Source organism: Polaribacter atrinae (assembly GCF_038023995.1).
In the GTDB taxonomy this organism is placed as follows: Bacteria; Bacteroidota; Bacteroidia; order Flavobacteriales; family Flavobacteriaceae; genus Polaribacter; species Polaribacter atrinae.
The window spans coordinates 2570452-2592612 of the sequence record NZ_CP150660.1; the positions used below are offsets into that span (position 1 = coordinate 2570452).

15 protein-coding genes are annotated in these 22161 nt (G+C 28.7%); 14 read left to right on the plus strand and 1 reads right to left on the minus strand.

Going from position 1 to position 22161, the window contains the following annotated elements; genetic code table 11:
- Positions 1–3 precede the first annotated feature (3 nt).
- Positions 4–4095, plus strand: coding sequence for a hybrid sensor histidine kinase/response regulator transcription factor (locus WG945_RS11295; RefSeq protein ID WP_082864203.1), 4092 nt, complete (start codon positions 4–6; stop codon positions 4093–4095).
- Between the two features lie 68 nt (positions 4096–4163).
- Here the strand turns inward: WG945_RS11295 and WG945_RS11300 are convergent, their stop codons facing one another.
- Positions 4164–7547, minus strand: coding sequence for a glycoside hydrolase family 2 TIM barrel-domain containing protein (locus WG945_RS11300; RefSeq protein ID WP_231874597.1), 3384 nt, complete (start codon positions 7545–7547; stop codon positions 4164–4166).
- 192 nt (positions 7548–7739) lie between these two features.
- Between WG945_RS11300 and WG945_RS11305 the strand changes: the two genes are divergently transcribed.
- From WG945_RS11305 to WG945_RS11365, 13 genes are all read left to right on the plus strand, one after another.
- A complete protein-coding gene (locus WG945_RS11305) occupies positions 7740–9437 on the plus strand; it encodes a GMC oxidoreductase (protein ID WP_068449057.1) in 1698 nt (565 codons plus the stop codon).
- A gap of 2 nt (positions 9438–9439) precedes the next feature.
- A complete protein-coding gene (locus tag WG945_RS11310) occupies positions 9440–9976 on the plus strand; it encodes a gluconate 2-dehydrogenase subunit 3 family protein (RefSeq protein ID WP_068449059.1) in 537 nt (178 codons plus the stop codon).
- A gap of 343 nt (positions 9977–10319) precedes the next feature.
- Entirely contained in the window at positions 10320–11573 is a 1254-nt protein-coding gene (locus WG945_RS11315; protein ID WP_068449061.1) for a site-specific integrase, read from the plus strand.
- A gap of 3 nt (positions 11574–11576) precedes the next feature.
- Positions 11577–12203, plus strand: coding sequence for a hypothetical protein (locus WG945_RS11320; protein ID WP_068449063.1), 627 nt, complete (start codon positions 11577–11579; stop codon positions 12201–12203).
- Between the two features lie 168 nt (positions 12204–12371).
- Positions 12372–12674, plus strand: a complete 303-nt coding sequence (locus WG945_RS11325; protein WP_068449065.1) for a helix-turn-helix domain-containing protein — start codon at positions 12372–12374, stop codon at positions 12672–12674.
- 2 nt (positions 12675–12676) lie between these two features.
- The gene (locus WG945_RS11330; RefSeq protein WP_068449068.1) at positions 12677–13090 is read left to right on the plus strand and encodes a helix-turn-helix domain-containing protein; all 414 of its coding nucleotides are present in this window, start codon (positions 12677–12679) and stop codon (positions 13088–13090) included.
- A complete protein-coding gene (locus WG945_RS11335) occupies positions 13087–13821 on the plus strand; it encodes a hypothetical protein (protein ID WP_068449069.1) in 735 nt (244 codons plus the stop codon). The genes WG945_RS11330 and WG945_RS11335 overlap by 4 nt, the downstream gene beginning before the upstream one ends.
- Positions 13822–15180: 1359 nt before the next feature.
- Positions 15181–15423 (plus strand): helix-turn-helix transcriptional regulator, encoded by a 243-nt coding sequence (locus tag WG945_RS11340; RefSeq protein WP_068449071.1) that lies wholly within the window; start codon positions 15181–15183, stop codon positions 15421–15423.
- Positions 15424–15852: 429 nt separating this feature from the next.
- The gene (locus WG945_RS11345) at positions 15853–16914 is read left to right on the plus strand and encodes a cysteine desulfurase family protein (RefSeq protein WP_231874599.1); all 1062 of its coding nucleotides are present in this window, start codon (positions 15853–15855) and stop codon (positions 16912–16914) included.
- A gap of 25 nt (positions 16915–16939) precedes the next feature.
- Positions 16940–19174, plus strand: coding sequence for a DEAD/DEAH box helicase family protein (locus WG945_RS11350; RefSeq protein ID WP_068449073.1), 2235 nt, complete (start codon positions 16940–16942; stop codon positions 19172–19174).
- Between the two features lie 15 nt (positions 19175–19189).
- Positions 19190–19417, plus strand: a complete 228-nt coding sequence (locus WG945_RS11355) for a hypothetical protein (RefSeq protein WP_068449075.1) — start codon at positions 19190–19192, stop codon at positions 19415–19417.
- 2 nt (positions 19418–19419) lie between these two features.
- Positions 19420–21561 carry an AAA family ATPase gene (locus WG945_RS11360; RefSeq protein ID WP_068449077.1) on the plus strand — a complete coding sequence of 714 codons (2142 nt, stop codon included), beginning with the start codon at positions 19420–19422 and terminating at the stop codon, positions 21559–21561.
- Between the two features lie 3 nt (positions 21562–21564).
- Positions 21565–22116: a hypothetical protein gene (locus WG945_RS11365; protein ID WP_068449078.1), complete on the plus strand. Its 552-nt coding sequence runs from the start codon at positions 21565–21567 to the stop codon at positions 22114–22116.
- The last annotated feature ends 45 nt before the right edge of the window (positions 22117–22161 follow it).

The window sequence follows — 22161 nt, forward strand, 5'->3', positions numbered from 1 at the left end:
AATATGGGTTTTAAAAAGAGGTGCTTTTTATTTTTTGTGATGTTTATAATTGGTGTTGTTGTTCGTGTGAATGGGCAAAGTAATTTGAATATAAAACACATAAGTCCTCTTTATAAAAATAAAAAAATTGGTATCAGTCAAATTGCACATGACTCAATAGGTAATATTTGGATGTCTAGTGGAGCTGGAATTTTAAGATACAATGGCTATTCCTATAATTTTATTGATAAAAAGGAGGTTTTTCCAGAAGTAGATTCAAACGATAGAATACATCAAATTTGTACGGATTACTATAATAATATTTGGATAAAAACGACTAAAGGTCTTTTAACTAAATACAACTCTAGAAATGGAGTTTTTACTACTCTAGATTATTTAATAAAGGAGTCTGTAGAAATTATTAAACCAATAAAAAAAGGGCTTTTATTAGCCACAACTTCAGGTAAAATTTATACTATTTATAAGAACGAGGCAGTATATATTTGTACAATTCTCAATACCAATAAAACAGAAAAACGAATTTCAAGTATCGATTTTGATGGAGAAAAAGAGTTTTTTATAAGTACTTATGATGGAAAAGTTTTTAACTATTCTTTAAAGACTAAACGTCTAGAAGAAATTATTGGAGATTATACTGGGTATCCAGGAAATATTGTTTTAGAGGCAGATGATGAAGGTAAACTTTGGATGGGTACTGAGGCTCACGGTTTATTTGTGTACAATATAAAACGAAAAACATTTATACAATACAGTTTTTTAAATGGTAAAACGAAAGGAATTGTCAAGGAATTTTTTATTAGTATTTTTTATGATTCAAATGGTTTTATTTGGTGTGGTACAGATGGTGGTGGTTTGTATAAAATTAATAGTAAAACGGGTGAGATCTTAGTTTATAAGAATAAATTTCCAAATCATTTTTCTATTAGTAGTAATACAATAATGAATATTAGTGAAGATTTGCAGAAAAATATTTGGCTAGTAACCAATCATGGTCATACAAACGTAATTCCGAAAGAAAATAACAACGTTAATTATCATAAAGGATCAATTTCTAGCACTCCCATTAGAGTTTTAAGTATCTATAAAAGTAATAAAGAAACTTTGTGGATAGGTACAGATGGCAATGGATTAACTAGGCTTGAAAAGAATAAAAAGCCAAAAGAATATTTTAATGATATTGATAATAATTTTTATATTCAATCTATTACAGAAGATGATGATGCAGATCTTTGGTTTGGAACTTATAGAAATGGACTTTGGAAATTTGATGCTAAAAAAGCACTATTTTCAAAGATACCTGTAATTAACAAGCTTAACCAAAAAGCAAAAGATGTTAGAAGCGTATTTAAAGATTCTAAGGGGCGTATTTGGGTAGGTTCTATTGTATCTTTAAATATCTATTCTAAAGACGAAAAATTATTAGCGAGCTTTAATAATAAGCAAGATGCTTTAAATGGTGTGGTTGTAGAAAGTATTATAGAAGATCACAACAATACCATTTGGCTGGGGCAACAGAATGGAGGGCTTTATAGATTTAATGAAAATAGTAAAGACTTAGTACAATCTACATTTACGCATTATGTTGATAAAAATGAGAGTCCGCTGCCTAGAATTTTAGATATGAGTTTAGGTAAAGAAGGAGAGATCTGGTTTATCAATCAGAGTTTTGAGCTTAAACTATTCAATACAAAAACAGCCACTTTTTATGAGTTTAAAAATTTATTTCCAAATAAAAAACACACTTTTGCAGCTATAGAAGCACAAGATTCAACTAATCTATGGTTGAGTTCTTTTCAGGGTATTCATCATTTTAATACAGAGAAAAAAGAGATAACTTCATATTATTCATCCGAAGGTTTTCAAGAAGAGCCTTATATATTAAGAAGTGGTTTTAAAGATAAAGAAGGTCAAGTTTATTTTGGAGGTGCTAAAGGAATTAATTATTTTAATCCTGAAAAATTAGAGAAACTTCCTATTAGAAAACCCATAGAAGCAAATCTATTTGTTACAAGTATTGATATTTTAAACAAACCCGCAAAACAGATTATTCCAGAACAAATAACTTCGGAAATTTTTAATGTTGATCATTTAAATTTAAAATACAATCAATCTTCTTTTACCATTCAATTTGCAGCTATTGGTAATATTATTAATCCGAATTATAACTATTCTTATCGTTTAAAAGGTTTTGATAAAGAATGGAAATCTACCTATTCAGAAGTTTCTGCAACGTATACAAACATACCTTCAGGTGAATATCTTTTCGAGATTAAAGCTAATGAAATTAATCAACCGTTACAGGTTTTGAATAAGCAAATTAGGATTACAATATCACCACCATTCTGGAGAAATTCTTATGCTTATGTCTTTTACTTGTTAATTCTATTTATCATCATTTTTACCCTTTCTAAATGGTTTTTAATTAGAAGAAAATTATTAATAAATAAAATTAGTAGACGACAAGAAAAAGAGTTTAATAAAGCAAAAATGAATTTCTTTACAAAAATGTCTCATGAAATTCAAACACCAATAACTCTAATTCTTGGACCTATAGACAATATGCTAGAAAAGGCAGAACTCAATGGAGATTTGCTTCTTAAAGAACGTTTACAGATTATTGCAAACAATGCACGTAGGTTATCTAGAATTGCTAGAGATTTAACTTTGGTTAGAAATAAAGATTTAAATAGGTTAAAATTATCCGTAACACAAAATAACTTAAAAGAAAACATAGACCAGGTTTCTTTGTCCTTTAAAGAATTAGCAAGAATTAAAAATATTGATTTTACAATAAATTGTCCTAATAATATTGGAGATATTTGGTATGATAAAGATAAAATGGAACATATTTTATATAATATTTTAGGAAACTCTTTTAAATACACCCCTAAAGAAGGGAATATTATATTAACGGTTAAACCCATAAATAAAAAGGAAGTTTTAAAAATTTCTATATCAGATTCTGGTAGCGGAATTCCAAAAGAGGAGTTAGAAGATATTTTTAAATTATTCTATAGATCTACAAACAAAAATGAAGCAAAAGGAACGGGGATAGGTTTAGCACTTACCAAAGAATTGGTAACTTTACACAAAGGAAGAATTAAAGTAGATAGCTCTAAGTCTGAAGGCACCACTTTTACATTTAAATTACCGGTTTCTGAAGATTCTTATTCTGATGATGAAAAAATTACATCAAGTAAAAAAGAGATTGTTAAAAGTATTTCATTAGAAACAAATTTGGTAAAAGAACCTGTAGTAAAAAGTACTATTAACAAAACTAAAAAGACAATTTTAATTGTTGAAGATAATTTTGAGTTACAAAACTTTCTACAAGATTTATTGTTAGAGGAGTACAATGTTATACTCGCAGAAAATGGTAGAGAAGGTAGTTATTTAGCCAAAAATAACCTACCAGATTTAATAATTAGTGATGTAATGATGCCAGAAATGGATGGTATAGAAATGTGTGAAGTGTTATCTAAAGATAATTTAACAAAACACATTCCTGTAATTTTATTAACAGCAAAAAACTCTACCCAAGCAAAAATTACGGGTTTAAAAACGGGGGCAATTGAGTATATAAATAAACCTTTTAATTCCAACGAATTATTGTTGAAAATTAATAATATAATTGCTGCAAACGATTCAATTATATCTAAATATAGAAAAGAATTAATAAGTAACCCTAAAATAAAAATAGAAAAATCGCAAGATGAACTCTTTTTAGAAAGTTTTAATAAAATTGTAAATGAACGCCTAAGTGATTCTAATTTTAAGGTAGAGGAATTATCCGATAAATTAAATATGAGTCATTCTAGTTTGTATAGAAAATGTTCTTCGCTAACAGGGTTGAGTCTTATTGATTATATTAGACAAACGCGTTTAAATAAAGCGGCCGTTTTATTAGCCAAATACGGATATAATATTTCTGAAGTTGCTTATATGGTTGGTTTTAACAACCCTAAATATTTTTCAAAAAGTTTTAAATCGCAATTTAATGCGACTCCTAAGTCTTTTAAAAATAAGGCAAATACAGCTAAAGATATGGAGGAGTATTTAAAAGAATACAACATAGATATCTTGGACTTCGAATAACATTTAAATCTAATTTTGTGAAACCTCAAAGGTTTTAAAAACTTTGAGGTTTCATTCTTATAATGAAATTACTCTCCAATATACATTTTGCTTTTTTCTATTAAAGCATCTTTATCACTATTTTCAAAAGGAATTAAATAGAAGCTGTAATTGTGTTTCTTATCGCCTTTAATTAAATATTTTTCTTGTGGTTTAGAATACCAACTATCATCACCAGCAACTCCTCGTTGTGCTAAATCGATATTTAATTGTACCAAATCTTGTTCTTTAATATCAATAGTGTGTTTAGAAGCGTTTATTTTTGGGATTCCGTCTATTTGATACTCTTTATTAATTTTAGTGTTTCCGCCATAAGACAATCCTGCAGTAGTATCAAAATCTTCATTTGGCATGTGCAAAGCACTAATACCTAATCCTTTTTTAATGTTATTTGTAAGAACTAATAAACCTGTATTATTTGTGTTTGCTAAGGCAACCCAACGTACATCTGTTTTGTAGCCGTTTTCTTGAGGTCTAATATAAGGTACATATTGGTTTTTTACTTTAGAGTTATAAACATCTACAAATGCGGCACTATTTCTGTCTTGGTAATTTTCCCAAGGACCTCTTCCAAGAAAAGTTATTTCTTCAAATTCTTTTAAAAGTTGCATGCGCATACCAATTCTTGGTATATCTGCTCCATATTCTGTAGTATTTAGGGTGTTATCTATTTTTACAACACCGTTTCCGTAAATTGTATACTTAGAAACAAATGTAGTTTCTACGCCTGGTAATTCATAAACTACATTTAAAAACACGCTACCGTTGTCTAATGTAGAAGCCTCTAATTTTACTACTTTAGAAAATAAAGAAGCCTTTTTCCATTCTATATTTTTAACGTGCATTTGGCTTCCAAAATCATTATCTGTAACGGCTCTCCAAAAATTAGGTTTTGGTCCTTTTCCTTCTTTTAATAATTCTTTTCCTTTGTATTTATAAGTTGTTATTCTTCCTTCGTCTTTACTAAAATAAAGATCTATATTACTATTAGAAACTTTAATTCCGTTTGGTTGTTTATGGATGTTTAGTGTTGTTGAGTTTTTAATTTCAGAAACACTTTTTTGATACTTTTTGGTTAAGTTAAATTGCTCGTGTGCAACTTCATAACCTTTTGGTAGAATGCCCCATCTATCTTTTGTTAAGGCACTTATTTCAAGAAAATATTCTGTATTTTCTTTGTATTGTACATCATTTAAATCTACTCTTACCAATTTACCAATATGTGGTACTACGTCTATTGAATTAATTTTTATTGTTTTTAAAATCTTTCCATCACCTTTAATTTTTGCAACAAAATCAAATGTGTTTAAGTTGGTGAAATCGTATAAGTTTTCTATAAAAATTCTTAATTGATCTTTTTTGGTATAGCCGCTATTTTTAAAGTTGATAAATTCATGCGCTTTTTTAACTTCATATAAGGCAGGTTGAGGTGTTCTGTCTGGAAATACAATTCCGTTGTTTAAAAAAGAGTTATCTGTTGGCATATTTTCGCCATAATCACCACCAAAAGCATAATACTTTTCACCTTTACTATTTGTTTTCCAAATAGATTGATCTACCCAATCCCAGATAAAACCTCCTTGTAAATTATCATATTGTTCAATAACATCCCAATAATCCTGAAAATTACCTGTACTATTTCCCATTGCATGTGCATATTCACTTGGTATAAATGGTCTGTCTGTTTTGTGCTTTCCAATGTATTCGAAAGTTGCAGGAGACGGATATTGGGGTACAATAATATCGGTATTCCAATCCATATCTAACAAACTACCATCTTCATCTTTATATGGTCGTTCGTATTGTACAGGTCTTTTTGTAGCGTCATTTGCTTTTATGGCTTTGTAACCTGCGTAAAAGTTAATTCCGTTACCAGCTTCATTTCCCATAGACCAAATAATAACGGATGCATGGTTTTTATCACGTTGCACCATTCTTACCATTCTGTCTACATGGGCATTTTCCCAAGTTGCTTTTTTAGCCAAAGAATGCTCTCCATAATACATACCATGAGACTCAATATTTGCTTCATCAACAACATAAATTCCGTATTCATCACACAACTCATAAAATCTTCTTTGTTGCGGATAATGGCTTAAACGAACTGCATTAATATTATTTTCTTTCCAAAGTTGAATGTCTCTTAAAATTTGAGATTCTGGTACCACATGCCCTGTTTCTGGGTTGTGTTCTTGCGTATTTACACCTTTTAAGGTAATTCGTTGTCCGTTTACTAAAAGCAATCCATTTTTAATTTCTACAGATCTAAAGCCTATTTTTTGAGGAATTACTTCCAACGTTTTGCCTTTTTTATCTTTTAATTCAACTAATAACGTATATAAATTTGGATGCTCTGCACTCCATTGTTTTACATTTTTAATTAATCCTTTAAAATTAACAACTGCTTTTTTACTATTTAAAGAATTTGCTTTTACTTCTTTAGTAAGTACAACCTCATTCTTGTCGTCTAAAATTTTATAATGAACACTAATTTTTTGTTTTTTTGAGGTGTGATTTTCAATAGAAATGTTACTTTCAAAAACACCAGTTTCGTAAGCGCTATCTAAAACCGATTTCACTTCAATATCTTGAATACGTGTTTTAGGTTGTGCGTAAAGAGATATACTACGTTCAATTCCGCTTATTCTCCAGAAATCCTGACATTCTAAATACGAACCATCTGTCCATCTAAAAATTTGTATTGCAATTGTGTTTTTTCCTGGTTTTATTGCTTTAGTAACATTAAATTCTGCTGGTAATTTACTGCCTTGAGAATACCCAATATATTTGCCATTTATCCAAACAAATCCACCAGATTTTATTGCGCCAATGTGTAAAAACATTTCTTTATCGCTCCAGTTAGCGGCAACAGTAAATGTTCTTCGGTAAGAACCAACCGGATTGTAATTGTCTGGCACATTACCAGGGTTTTTTGGATACACTCCATTTATAAGTTCCATATCTTCTGCTATGGGGGCTTTGTAATCTGCAAATTCATATTGATGATTTACATAAATAGGCACTCCAAAACCTTCTACTTCCCAATTAGAAGGTACTTTTATCGTTTCCCAATCGGCTGTATTTTCATCAGGATTCATAAAAGTTACAGGTCTATCTTTAGGGTTTTTTACCCATTTGAATTGCCAAATTCCGTCTAAATTTAGTGTAAATATTTTGGTATTAGACAGTGCATTTTTTTCTGAAGTAAAAGAGGTAAAGGAACTATGAGTATCTAATTTGTTTTCAGAAATTACCTTTTCATTTTCTATATAGCTTTTATAATCCGTAATAGGATCTAGTTGTTGTCCTAGAATAGAATTGCTCAATAATAATAACATCAAAACATAAAAAGCGCCTTTAAAATTGAAATTTTTTAGGGTAATTTGTGCTGTAATTAGTGTCGATTTTAACATAGTAATTGTTTTCTATAAATGGTTTTTGTTGTTGTTTTTTTACTTCTATGGCAATTCTAAAGAAAAAAAAATGAATATCAATTAAAAAACGAATTAGGCTACTTTTTTGACGGAATTGTACCCTCTTTGACTACTTATCTTTGGCTTTTATTTTAAATCAATTATAGAAAACATCAATTTGTGATAAATAATATGAGTAAAAACAAAAATACTTTTGATGCAATTGTAATAGGAACTGGAATTTCTGGCGGATGGGCAGCAAAAGAACTTTGTGAAGGTGGTTTAAAAACTTTGGTGTTAGAAAGAGGTAGAAATGTAACCCATATTACAGATTATAAAACAGCTAATGCAGAAATATGGGAGTTAGATTATAGTAATAAGTCATCTAACGAAGATATAGAGAAACAGGGCAAACAAGCTAGAACAGGCTTTGTTACCAACCAAGCATATAAACATTGGTTTGTAAACGATTTAAAACATCCTTATAATGAAACCAAAAGGTTCGATTGGATTAGAGGGTATCAAGTTGGCGGACGCTCTCTAACTTGGGGCAGACAATCATTAAGGTTAAGCGATTTAGATTTTACTGCAAATAAAAAGGAAAATATTGCGATAGATTGGCCTATTAGGTATAAAGACATTGCATCTTGGTACACGTATGTAGAAAAGTTTATTGGTGTAAGTGGTGAGGCTTTAAACCTACCGCAATTGCCAGATGGTCATTTTTCGCCTGCTTTTCCGTTGAATTGTGTAGAGCAAGAATTTAAAAATAAGATAGGTGAAAATTACGAGAATCGATTTTTAACTATGGGTAGGTTTGCTAATATTACAGGGAAAAGTGTTCATGAGAATAGACATGCGTGCGTCAATAGAAATAGATGCATGAGAGGTTGTCCTTTGGGGGGGTATTTTAGTAGTAATTCATCTACACTACCTGCGGCAAACAAAACAGGGAATATGATGTTAAGACCAAATTCTATTGCCTATGAAATTATTTATGATGATGAAAAAAAGAAAGCAACAGGTGTTAAAGTTATAGATACACTAACCAAAGTGGTGTACATTTATTATGCAGAAATTATTTTCTGTTGCGCTTCTACAGTTGCATCTACAAGCATATTAATGCAATCTAAATCGAAACGCTTCCCTAACGGATTAGGGAACGATTCTGGTGAGTTAGGACATAATTTAATGGACCATCATTTTAGAGTAGGAGCAACAGGAACTCATAGTGGCTTTAAAGGTGTTGGTTATGAAAATACGAGACCTACTAGTTTTCATATTGTTCGTTTTCAGAATTTGGGTGATGAAAAATCTAAAAAAGAATATCTAAGAGGTTATTCTTTTCAGGGAGCAGCAAGTAGAAGAGATTGGAAACATCTTATAAAAGAATTGAATTTTGGTTTAGAATTAAAAGAAAGTCTAAAAAAGCAAGGTCCTTGGCGAATAGGAATTATCGGTTTTGGAGAATGTCTTCCATATCATGAAAATAAAATTGTCTTGGATTACAATAAAAAAGACGAATGGGGTTTGCCTACAATTACGTTTGATTGTGAGTTTAAAGAGAATGAAAAACGAATGAGAGTAGATATGAAAAAGGAAGCCATAGAAATGCTAACAAAAGCAGGTTTTTCTGATGTAAAAGGATTCGAAGATGCTTTTGTTCCTGGTCATGCAATTCATGAAATGGGAACAGCAAGAATGGGTAATAATCCAAAAACGTCTGTTTTAAATAAAAATAACCAAATTCATAATGTGCCAAATGTGTATGTAACCGATGGTTCTTGTATGACTTCTTCTGGTAACCAAAATCCATCTTTAACATATATGGCTTTAACGGCAAGAGCAGCAAATCATGCAATACAACTGTTTAAAAAGCAAAATTCATAAAGATGGATAGAAGAAATGCATTAAAAAACATGTCTTTGGCTATTGGTGGTTTCGTAATCACGCCTTCTATACTTAGTGTTTTTGCATCTTGTACTACAAGTAGTGTTGATGTTAATTATTTATTTTTATCAAAAGAACAATCTTTTGTTATAGATCATTTAGTAGATGTTATTTTGCCGATTTTTAATGCAAATATAAACCATACAGCGTTTATTGATAAAATGTTATATCATACGGTTTCTAAAGAAAATCAGCAGATTTTTAAAGCAGGGTATTTAGAATTTGAAAAAAACTATCAGAGTTTATTAAACAAAGAAGTCTTAAAAGCGAACGAAAGTGATATTCAAACAGTAGTCGAGGAATATTTTTCGATCTCTAAACAAGAAGAGGAAGCTATTTTTAATTTGCTAGAAAAAGATTTTTCTTTGCTTGATGAAAATCAGAAATTAGAATATCTAAATTATTATTTTCTTACAAATGTGCGGTATTATTGTTTACTTGGGTATTGCACTTCAGAATATTATCAGAAACCTATTTAAGTTTTTTGGTACTTGTTATCAATAGAAAATAGAGATATTAAGTTTGTAAAGTTTACGTAAATAATCGTTCTAATTTTTTAGATAAATTTGATTATCAAAGCGTATTCAAAATTTCAATTGTTTTATCCAATAAAAAAACCTCAACTATAATAGTTGAGGTTTTTTTGGTACTCAAGGTGGGAGTACCTTATTTTTTAAACGTGTTTAATCTCTTTTAAACCCTTTAAATATTGTATAGTAGAATTTAATTAATTTAACTGAAATCAATTTTTATCAAATTTTATTTAAATAGGTAGCCCTTTTAATTGCCCTCTTTTATATATTTGTATCAAATTGTATATTTATGAAAGTTTCATTTCATTTAAGAAAGGATAAGGCTAATAAAGAAGGGTTAATGCCAGTTAGAATGTTAATTACTGCTAAAGACTGTAAAATATTTAAAGTGATTAAAGGTGTTAACTGTAAAGAATCCTTTTGGGATAAAAGAAGTGAACGTCTTAATTCTCCAAGGAAAAATAGCCCTTACAACTATCACATTGAATACAATAAGATAATTGACGAAAGAGAGGATGAAATAAAGAAATTGTTTAGATACATTTTGCTAAACAATATCAACCCTACTAAAGATTATATTTTAGAGAAGCTTGAAAATGGATTAGATAAAGTAAATCTTACCCATGAGTTTTTTCCAACTTTTGAAGAATTTAAAGATTCAAGTAAGTCTATAAAAACAGCAAGAACAATTAAATCTTATGTTACAACAATAAATTTTCTTAAAGATTTTGAATCATATTCTGGAATAAGGTTATTATTTGATTCTATTGATAGTACATTTTTTGAGAAATTACAGGATTATACATTCACGGAAAGAAAAAACAAAAATAGCTACTTCGCATTCATTATAAAGGTTTTAAAAACTTTTATGAATTGGTCTTTAGATAAAGAATATCACAATAATCTTAAGTATAAGAAATTTAAAGCTAGAGAAGATGAAACCGAAATCATCTATTTAACTATGGATGAATTAATGAAGCTTTATAATCATGATTTTGAATCACCGAGATTAAACCAAGTTCGTGACATGTACGTCTTTAATTCGGTAACAGGTTTAAGGATATCAGATTACAAGGCTCTAAAGCCATCAAATGTCAAAAAGGATTACTTGTTAATTACTGTTCAAAAGACAAAAGCAATCAACACTAAAATACCTTTAAATAAGTTTTCTAGAGAGATTTTAGAGAGATATAAAGATACAATACATGAACCCTTACCTGTTATTTCTGACCAGAAATTAAATAAGTATATTAAAGAATGTTGTAAAATAGTTGAGATTGACACTATGATTACGAAAACCAGATATGTAGGTCAAAAAAGAATAGAAAAAACTGTACCGAAATATGAATTAATTACTTCGCATACTGCACGTAAAACTTTTGTTACGAATTCCTTAATTCTTGGAATGAAAGAAATGGTTGTTAGGGATATTACAGGTCATAAGAAAGAGGAAAGCTTTAGACGTTACGTTAAAATTGCAGAGGATTTTAAAAGAAAAGAAATGGATAACACTTGGAATAATGTAGATATGTCAGAAAATTAATTAATGAGGCATACAAAGAAAATTATAGAGAGGCTAAAAAAATCTCAAGAAGTTCATAAATTAGAATCTGAAAAAATAGAATCTAGAGAAATTACAAATAAGCTGAAATTAAAAAGTGTAATTTCTCCAAAGAAAATTTATAGGTTATTTAAAAAATTCTTAATTGTACCTTATGATGGAAAAACGCCTCTTTTGAGTGGGTTTATTATAGATACTAAATTTGAGAGAAGAATTATTAATTCAATTTTATTATCTTTTGAATTTGATAAAAAAAGACACCCTAAGTTTTCTTATAAATCACGTGTTACAAAATATGATACAAAATATCCTTTTATTTATTTAAAAAAACATCCTATTCTAGAGAACCTTACTGCTATAGAAATTAATAATATCAGAGCAATCATAATAATTATGCAAAATGAAAAATGCTTTAATAATTTTAATCCATTATTAGCTTCAAAAATTATAGCAAATAATTTTTATTGCGAGGAAAAAAACTCTAATAATTCTGTTGCAAATAATAGAAAAATTTTTAATCAGCATTTTATAAAGGGAAGTAAAAATTCCTCAAAATACACTCCTATTTCTTCTGCTGTTAAACTTCATAAAATAAAACATAATTTTAAGTAGAAATAACACTTTTCACAATTTTTAAAATAAAAAAAGCTCTAAAACCCTTTCTAAGAAAGGTAATTTTAGTAACAGTTTTTTTTAGTCCATTGTCACTTTTGTGAACTTTAATGAAATTTGCTACATCTAAACATAGATTGAGATTCAGTCTAGTTAAAACAAATTAAGATGGCAAACGTATTATTCTACACACACAGTAAAGACGATTTAGTAAGAGCAGTTCGTCTAGTAATAAATGAAATAAGACAAACAGAACTAGTTGATTCTTCAATTCCAGCTGATGACGAAAAACTTTCCCAAAAAGCAGCTTCTGTACTTTTAGGGATTAGTGTTACCACAATCATTGATTGGCGAAAATCGGGTAAAATACCAAGAGATGCTTATATGCGTATCGGAAGACCTATTTTTTATTCTAAAAAGAAACTTCTTGAGTATGCTAGAAATAATAAAAGTTTAGTTAAAAGTTCTTAATAATGGAATCGAAAGAACCTTCTTATTACGCTATTTTACCTGCACCTGTTAGGTATGATAAAAGACTAACACCAAATGCAAAAATTTTATTCTCAGAAATAACTTCATTAACGAATCAACTTGGTTTTTGTTATGCAACAAATAGATACTTTGAAAACTTGTACAAAGTATCTACACAGTCAATTAATTTTTGGCTTAAACAACTAGAAGAATTTGGGTATATAAAAAGGCATTTATACAGAGATAAGGGTACTAAAGAAATCTTGAATAGGTATATAACAATATTTGATAAGCCTATACAAGTAAACTTTAATAGGCCTATACAAGATATCTTTAAGGATAATAATAAACTATTAAATAATAAACCTAATAATTATTTAAAGAAAAAAGTGAAATTAAATCCAAGAAAATCATGAGTAGTTTAAGACAGATATTTAAAATAAAAATAGGAATGGAGCCTGAAAAAGAAAGAAAAAAAAGAATTGCGCTCGAAAAAAAAGAAAGAGATTACAATAAAAAAGTTAGAAACCCAATAATTAAAACAGACAATAAAATGACTACAGAAGAATTTAAAGCTATTTTATTTAAAGAAGCTACTGAGTATTTTTTAAAAATGAATAGACAATTTATTATAGATGATGATAATAAGATATTTTTGAAATTGATATCCTTATACTTTACTGATAATATTGATTTTGAAAAAGAAACTAATGGAGAATTAAGAAAAGGTTTATTGGTTTATGGTGATTGTGGTTCGGGTAAGTCTTCAATATTTGATATTATTCAAAACATTAGCTTAAAATACAATTTAAAGCACTTGTGGTTTAAAAATGTATCAGTTCATGATGTAATTACAGATTATAATATAAATGGTGAGGAGGTGGTTAAACGACTTACTACGGGGAATATTCATTTTGATGATCTAGGTACAGAAAAATTAGCAAATTCTTGGGGGGTTCGAGAAAAATTAATGGGGAGGATTTTAGAGATAAGGTATAATAATTTCAAAAAATACGGTATTAAAACTTTTGTGACAACAAATTTATCGATAGATGAAATAAAAAGGTACTACGGAGTCCGAGTTGCTGATAGATTATATGAATTATTTAATTTTATTGAGTTAACAGGGGAGTCTAGACGGTTTTGATTGTTGTTTAGTTATTTAAGCTTGCTTTCTTATTTGTCTTATTTATATCTTAATAGATTTTTATACTTTTCTATAATTATGTTTTTGTAGTTTTATATAATTTGGTGAAATGATTTTATACATATATATTTTTATATAATTATGTTTTTGTGGTTTTATATAATTGTGTTAAAATGATTTTATACACTTATACATATATGTTTTTATACTTTTCTATAATTATGTTTTTGTAGTTTTATATAATTTGGTGAAATGATTTTATACATACATATATATTTATATAATTATGCTTTTGTGGTTTTATATAATTGTGTTAAAATGATTTTATACACTTATACATATATGTTTTTATACTTTTCTATAATTGTGTTTTTGTAGTTTTATATAATTTGGTGAAAATGATTTTATCGATTTATATTATTGGGGTAATTTACAAGAATCCCTAAATTATTTATAATATAAAAATTTCCGTTTATTTTTTTTGCTTTTAATGAATTTAAAATTTAATTTTTATAATCATTATTGCGTTGTATATTTTATCAGAGGTTTTAAAAAGAAGAGAGCAAGATGTATCTTTATGCACATGAATTTTAACAAATTCAGTTACATAAAAATGTCTTGCCTATAAAAAATAGGAGTTGATTTGCAGCGGAACTTGCAATTCTAAAAAGTAAAAAATAGCGTATTTTTTTTACTTAATGAAGTAAAATAGGGCTGGAGGGGAAAAAATAACTAAAATTTTATCAGATAGTCGGGCTAATGAGTTAACTTGGTTGTAGAAAATTTGCTGATATTGATAATCTAATAGATAAGAAATTGAACCAATTTAAAAATTAATAGAGAATAATTTAAGAGGTTTTTAAAGCAAATTGATGTTTTTTAAAATAGAATGTTCTAAATAAAATTCTTTGATTAGGAGAATAGGACATAATGTGTCGCCTGCCGCTAGGGCTCATTTTAAAAACAATCTGATTTTCTAATCATTACTATGAAGAGAAAATCAAATCATTTTTAAAACGGAAAAACTACAAGAGTAAGTTTTAAAAGTAAAAATTGCTATAACTTTATATAAAGAGACATTTATGCTTTTATATAAATATACAATGCCTGTTCTATCGGTGTTAAGTCTCATTTCTAAAACAATCTGCTTTTATAATTTTATAGAGTGTAATCTCGGGATTAAAAAAAGGTTTAAAAGTAAAATGATTTCTTATATTCTAATGATAGTAAAATGCTGTAATAAAGTTGTTAATCCTAGTGTTTAGTACTGGGTAAATAATTTTATTGAGGGGTTTAAATTACACCTATAAGGGTGTAATTTAGGTGGGTTTTATTATATTGTACCCTTAAAGGTATAATGTGGATAACTGGGATAGAAAGAATAGTATAGCTCAATTTGTAAGAGACAGACGTAAAAAGGTAAAACTAACACAGGTAGAGTTATCAGACTTTACAGGAGTTGGATTGCGTTTTGTACGTGAACTTGAACAAGGGAAACCAAACTTAATGTCAGGGAAAGTAAATCAAGTACTATTATTTTTCGGACACACTTTAACACCAACACCTATAAGTGATGAGACAAGGCGAAATATGGGTAAATAATACGCTATAAAGTGTCTAAATGAGGGTGACAATTATTATAGTTTTAAACCTAAACAACTATTGACTTTTTTCATTTGTTTAATTCCTTAAGGCTAATGTTTGGTATTGCTTATATATTTAAAAACCCAAAGTAATTTGCTTTTTTTATAGTAGTGTAATCTCTGGATTTAGAGTGTTATCTCTGATATTAAAAAGGTTCTAAAAACAAAGTGATTTTTTTAATTCAGTTCGTTTTTTCTCAAATTACTCACTACTGCGAATTAATAAAAGTTGAAATTTTTACTACTTCTAAATATCTCAAGTTAGTTTAAGGTTGTTTAAATCTTAATGTTTTTTTAAAGTTTACTGAAACCCTCTTAAATTTGATGCTCTAATTAATAGTTCATTATTCCTTTTTTTTTTACTTTTATAAAAAAAATATTTGCTAATTTGAAAAAGGAAATTACATACTTAGACTCTGCATCTACAACTAAAATAGATCCAAGAGTACTAGAAGTTATGCAGCCATATTTTTCTGACTATTTTGGTAATGCGTCAAGTAACCATCAGTTTGGAAGAAAATCTAAAGACGCTATTGAAAATGCACGAAAACAAACTGCAAATATCATTAATTGTGAGGAAAAAGAAATAATTTTCACTTCTGGTTCAACAGAATCTATAAACTTAGCTATAAAAGGCTATGTGGAATCTAATATAGTTAAGGGAAACCATATCATTACAGTAAAAACTGAACATAAAGCTGTGTTATCTACTTGCGAGTATCTAGAGACAAAGGGTTTTGAGGTTACATATTTAGATGTAGATGAGAATGGACTTATTTCCTTAGATCAATTACGGAATTCCGTAAAAGATAATACCTTACTTGTTGTAATTATGCATGTGAATAATGAAACGGGAGTTATTCAACCAATAAAAAAAATAGGGGAGTTCTGTAGGGGTATGGATATTACTTTTTTCTGTGATGCAACACAGGCTGTTGGAAAAGTAACAGTAGATATTGAAGAGGACTGTGTTGATATGCTTTGTTTTTCTGGCCATAAACTAAACGGGCCAAAAGGAATTGGTGTTTTATATAAAAGGAAAGACATTGAAATAACTCCTATAATTCATGGTGGTGGACAGGAAAATGGATTAAGAGGAGGAACATATAACACACCTTTAATTGTTGGTTTAGGTAAAGCTTGTGAAATTGTATCACAGGAGTTTGAAGAGAAAAATCAAAAGTTAACCAATAGAAGAAAGGAAGTTGAAGTGTTTTATGAAGACAATAACATAGGTAAAGTAAATTTCAAAAATGTAGAAACTGCTCCTCATGTAATAAGTATAACATTAAACAATTTTGAAGCTGAAGAATATTTAATGCTTAAATCAAAAGAATTTGTTGCCTCTACAGGAAGTGCTTGTAATTCTGAAATTATTGAAATTTCACATGTTCTAAAAGCTATAGGTATTAAAAAAGCAAAAAATATAATTAGAATTTCAATAGAATAGAGTATTAACTACAATTACTAAAAAAATGCTAAAGACTATTGATTGGTCAAAAAATAGAGATTACAGTACAGGGAGTGAAAATGAACCAGTAGAGTTTTATATAGATGCTCTTTCGAATAGTAAGAGTTTTGATCTGCTGTTAGGTTATTTTAGTTCTACTGCAATTAATATATTGTCATTGGGCTTTGCTAGTTTTATTTATTCTGGTGGAAAAATGAGAATTGCTATAAACAATATCTTGTCTGAAAAAGATAAGGAGGCAATACAAAAGGGACAATATAATGAGACTTCAGCAATCAATTTCTCAATAAAAGATATTCAATCTCTTAGGAAAACTTTAGATGAATATAGTCTGCATTTTTTTGAGTGCTTGGCTTGGTTGATTTCAACAGAAAAGATTGAAATAAAAATAATACAACCAAAGGGAAAGGGAATTTCTCACTTTAAGACAGGTATTTTTAGTGATGGAGAAAATAAAGTTGCATTTAATGCTTCTTGTAACTTCACTGCTTTTGGACTAGTTGAAAACTTAGAAAGATTAGAGTGTTCTTTGTCATGGGATAATGATTTATCAAACTCAAAGATTGATTCTCAAGTAGCATACTTTAATACAATTTTTAATGAAGAGGCTGATTTTGTTAATTATCTAGATATCTCTGATGTAATGGTTGCTGTAAAAAGTGAATTTGGAGACAAGGATATTGACCAGCTATTGATGAAGGAAAAAGAACTTATCCAGAAAAAGAAAGACCTTGCTTCTAATCTATGTTTAGAGAAATCTTTACGAAATGCTTACTCAAAAATTGAACATTTAGAGGCGTTGGCTCTTCTGCCTAAATTTCCATATAAAGAAGGACCAAGACCTTACCAGAAAGCAGCTTATGATAGTTGGGTTGAAAATAATAAGAAAGGATTGTTTGCTATGGCTACAGGGACAGGTAAAACATTAACTGCTCTGAATTGTTTGTTAAACGAGTATAAACATGAAACCTCTTATAAAGCTATTATTTTGGTCCCCACTCTAGAGTTAGTAGAGCAATGGAAAAAGGAATGTGAACAATTTAATTATTCAAATATAATTACTGTTAGTAGTAAAGATAAATGGAAAGACAAGTTATCATTTTACAATACCCTTTCAAGACTCAATAACCCTTCATTTATTGTGGTAGCAACATATGCTTCATTTGTAAAAGATAAATTTCAAAATTTCTTTAGAGACTTACCAAAGGAAACCATTTTCATTGCTGATGAAGTCCACAATATTGGCGCTCCTAATATATCTAAACTACTTCCTAAAATTCATTTAGAAAAGCGAATTGGATTATCGGCAACGCCAAATAGAATTTATGACGATACAGGTAATATTTCAATTGATTCTTTTTTTAACGACAAAGAGCCTTATACATATAACTTTAGTATGCAAAAAGCAATTGAGGAAGAATATTTATGTAAATATTATTACTATCCACATGTTGTGTCACTTACAGAATATGAATTTGAAAAGTATAGGGAAATTTCGAAAAAACTTGCTAAGTTTATAGATCCTGTAACCAAATCATTTAAAAAATGTAAAGAATTGGAAATTCTCCTTTTAAAAAGAAAGAGAATAATTCATAAAGCTGAAAATAAACTACCAAAGTTTAAAGCAATAATAAATCAAGAGTTCAGTAAAAGAGGCAATCTTAAATACACTCTAATTTACACTCCCGAGGGAGTTCTTGAAAATAATGATAATATTCTTCAAGATAATTATGTAGAAAATGAAGAAGATATTTATTTAATAGACCAGTATACTAAAGCAATTACAGATATTGACTATTCAATAATGGCACGAAAATTTACTTCTAAGACAAAAAACAGAAAAAGTGTTATTAAACAATTTTCAGAAAGTGATTTACATGTTTTAACATCAATGAAGTGTTTAGATGAGGGAGTTGATGTGCCTCGTGCTGAATTGGCAATTTTCTGTGCTAGTACAGGAAATCCTAGACAATTTATACAGAGGAGAGGAAGGGTTTTGAGGAAATCTAAAGGGAAACAGTTTGCATATATTCATGATTTAGTAGTGATTCCAAAATTAGATATGGATAAAAATGATGAAACATTTAACACTGAAAGATCTTTTATTTTAAATGAGATGAAGCGAGTTGAAAACTTTTTCTCATTAGCGATCAATAAAGCTGAAGTTTATGAAAAATTATCTGAAATCTGCATGCACTACAATATTAGCCTTTATGATATAAATAACATAGAAAACTAAAAAAAAACTTATAAAATGAATAAGAATAAAATTTTTAAAAAATTTATAAGTCACGAACTTATAAAAGAAAAATATCAATTAGAAGAAACAGCTATACCTAGTAATATTACAAGAGCTTTAGTATCAGAAATACCAATTATTAGGACTATTGCTATATTGGTTGATGAATTAGAAAGTAACCAAGGTATTAATGATATTGCTTTGTATAATAAAATTAATATTTATTTAAATAATAATATATAATTATGAGGATTAAACAAGTTGTAATAACCAATTATCAAAGTTATTATGGAAGAAATGTTTTTGATTTTGTAGAGGGAGTAAATATTATTCATGGTGCAAATGGCCATGGAAAAACTAAGTTTTTTGAAGCAATTGAATGGGTATTTAATGATTATGACTCTAATTTAGAGGGGCTTATTAGTCAGAAGGCAATACATAATGAAATTAAAGAGGGGATTGATGTTCCTGTTTCTGTAAGAATGACAGTTAGCCAGAATAATGAGATTAAAACAATTGAAAAATTATTCATTGCTAAGAAAATCGACGATAGTATTAGTATATCTAAACCTAGTTTGACAGGTATCAGAGAGGAAGAAACTGGAGAAAGATATCAGGTAGATTTCCCAAAAACATTAAGAGATGAAATGTTTGATGAGCGAATTAGACGTTATAGTATGTTTAAAGGAGAAACAGATTTAAAGGTCTTTGAAAACAAAGATGCTCTCTCAATATTAATTGAGATGTTTTCTGATACTGCTCATTTAAAAAAATATATACCAAAAGCTGAATATTTTGTAGGTCGTGCAGAAAATGCTGTAACTTCAGCAGGGAAGAAAAGTGCGAAAGGAAAACAACAATATGATCGCTTAAGTAAGGAAATAGAATATCTTAGAAAAGAGATTTCTGATAAAGAAAGTGAAAAACATCAACATGAAATTAATATTGAAAAGATAAGAACTTCTATTGATAAATATGAGAATATCATTGACAATGCTGAAGCTTACCAAACTCTTTCGGAAAGGATAAGAATAAAAGAAAAGGAGATAAGTAAATTGCAAGTTAGAGTTAGAGAATGTGAAAATTACACTCAAGATTTATTTGACAAAAATTGGATTTTAACGAATTATAAACCTGTTTTTGAAGAGTATAAAATTAAGATAGCTAAAGTTTCAAAAGCTAAGCGAAAATTAGAAAATGAGTTTCAGCAAAAATTAGGTGAAAAAAAAGCAGTTGAAAACTTAAAGAACGGAATTATACCTTTACCGATCGGAGCTCCTACTCGATTACATATGGAGGAGATGATAGAAGCAGAACTATGTAAGGTATGCAACAGAGAGGCTGTTAAGGGTTCGGAAGCCTATGAATTCATGTATAATAGACTTCAAGAATATATTGAAGCTGTCGAGAAAGATGTAGTTGAAAAAAAGCAACTTTTCAAAAATAATTACATTAATTCTTTGACAAAAATTTCAGATTCTAAAGATGAAAATATTTCTAACATAATCAAGATGGAGTCTAAGATTTCTGCCAATTTTGAATTTGTTGAAAGTAGAAAATCAGATATTAATAAAATAATAGCAGAGAGAGAAAAAGAAGAAGCAGAGAGAGCAAAAGTTATCGGTGGCTCAAATATAGATGTAGGGAGTGCTGCTACTATTTTAAAGGATTTTAAAGGATTAAATAGTAGTATTAAGGAGGAAAATAGTAATTTAAGTAGTTTAACTAATATTATAAAGTCTAAAAAAGACGAGTTAGACGATTTTCAAAAACAAAAAGACAATATTGATAGAGTTAATGTTGCTGGATATCTAATGAAGACTCAAGATCTTCTAAAAGATGTATTGACAATCACTACTGAAACTACTGAAAAAGAATTCAATACTCTAGTTATTGATCTTGAAAAACAGGCTAATGAAATTTTCCAATCTACTAATGAAGGTGCGTATACAGGGAAATTGAAATTATACAAATCAAAATCAGGAAACCAAAATCAAGTTGAATTTAAAGTTTTAGATAATTTTAATAATCCTTTTGCTTTAAATGGAGCGCAAGAGGTTCTTGCCCATACATCTTTGCTATTAGCTATTTCAAAAATGGTGAAAAATGAAGCTAACGAAAGTTATCCTCTAATTTTAGATGCGCCCCTTTCTACTTTTGACAGCAACAAGTATCCTTCTTTCTTTAATTCATTTAAAGAGAACACAGATCAATGTATAATACTTGTTAAAGATTTCATTAAGGAGGATGAAAATAAAAAGATAAGTATTGACAGTAGTTTTTATCAAGACGATATTGTAAAGGATAAGTCTTTATGGGTTAAACTTGATGAGAACTCTATTGAAAACCAAATTGAAACCACTAACTCTATTGTAATAGAACTATAAATTATGGATAAATTATTTGACGAGTGGAAAAAGTCCACACCAAAATATGATAAAAATCTAGAACACCTTTTTAAATCATTAACTAGAAAAGGTGGAGGAGCTGAAATAGATAGAGAGGATAAAGGAAAGATATTTAGTAACAATTATGAGTTATACATTTACGCCTTCTTCTTAGGGTTATACAATAACAAATATGAGGAATTGCCAGAAACTGCAGAATTAAAAGATTTTAGTCATGCAATACAGCACTGGGGAAGTACTAAAAGCTATGTTAGAGAGGATTTTACCAATCTTCAAGAATATCTGTTTATGGCTGTAATAGCAAAGACGGACGATATTGAAGATGATCTTATAGAACTTGACAAAGGAAAAAAAACAGTTGAAGCTATAAAGAAACGTTTACATATTACTATGCAAAATTATACAAACGGTGGTTTACTCCTACTAGAGAAAAAGATACAAGAAGAAAATCTAGATATCACTGTAGGAACAAGCATGCTTAATCTTATTTTACAGTCTAAACAAGTAACAGAAGATGTATTAAGTAAAGCTTAGTTTTATAAGTACTGAACTTAATAAGGTTTAGTCCTTTTTTTATAT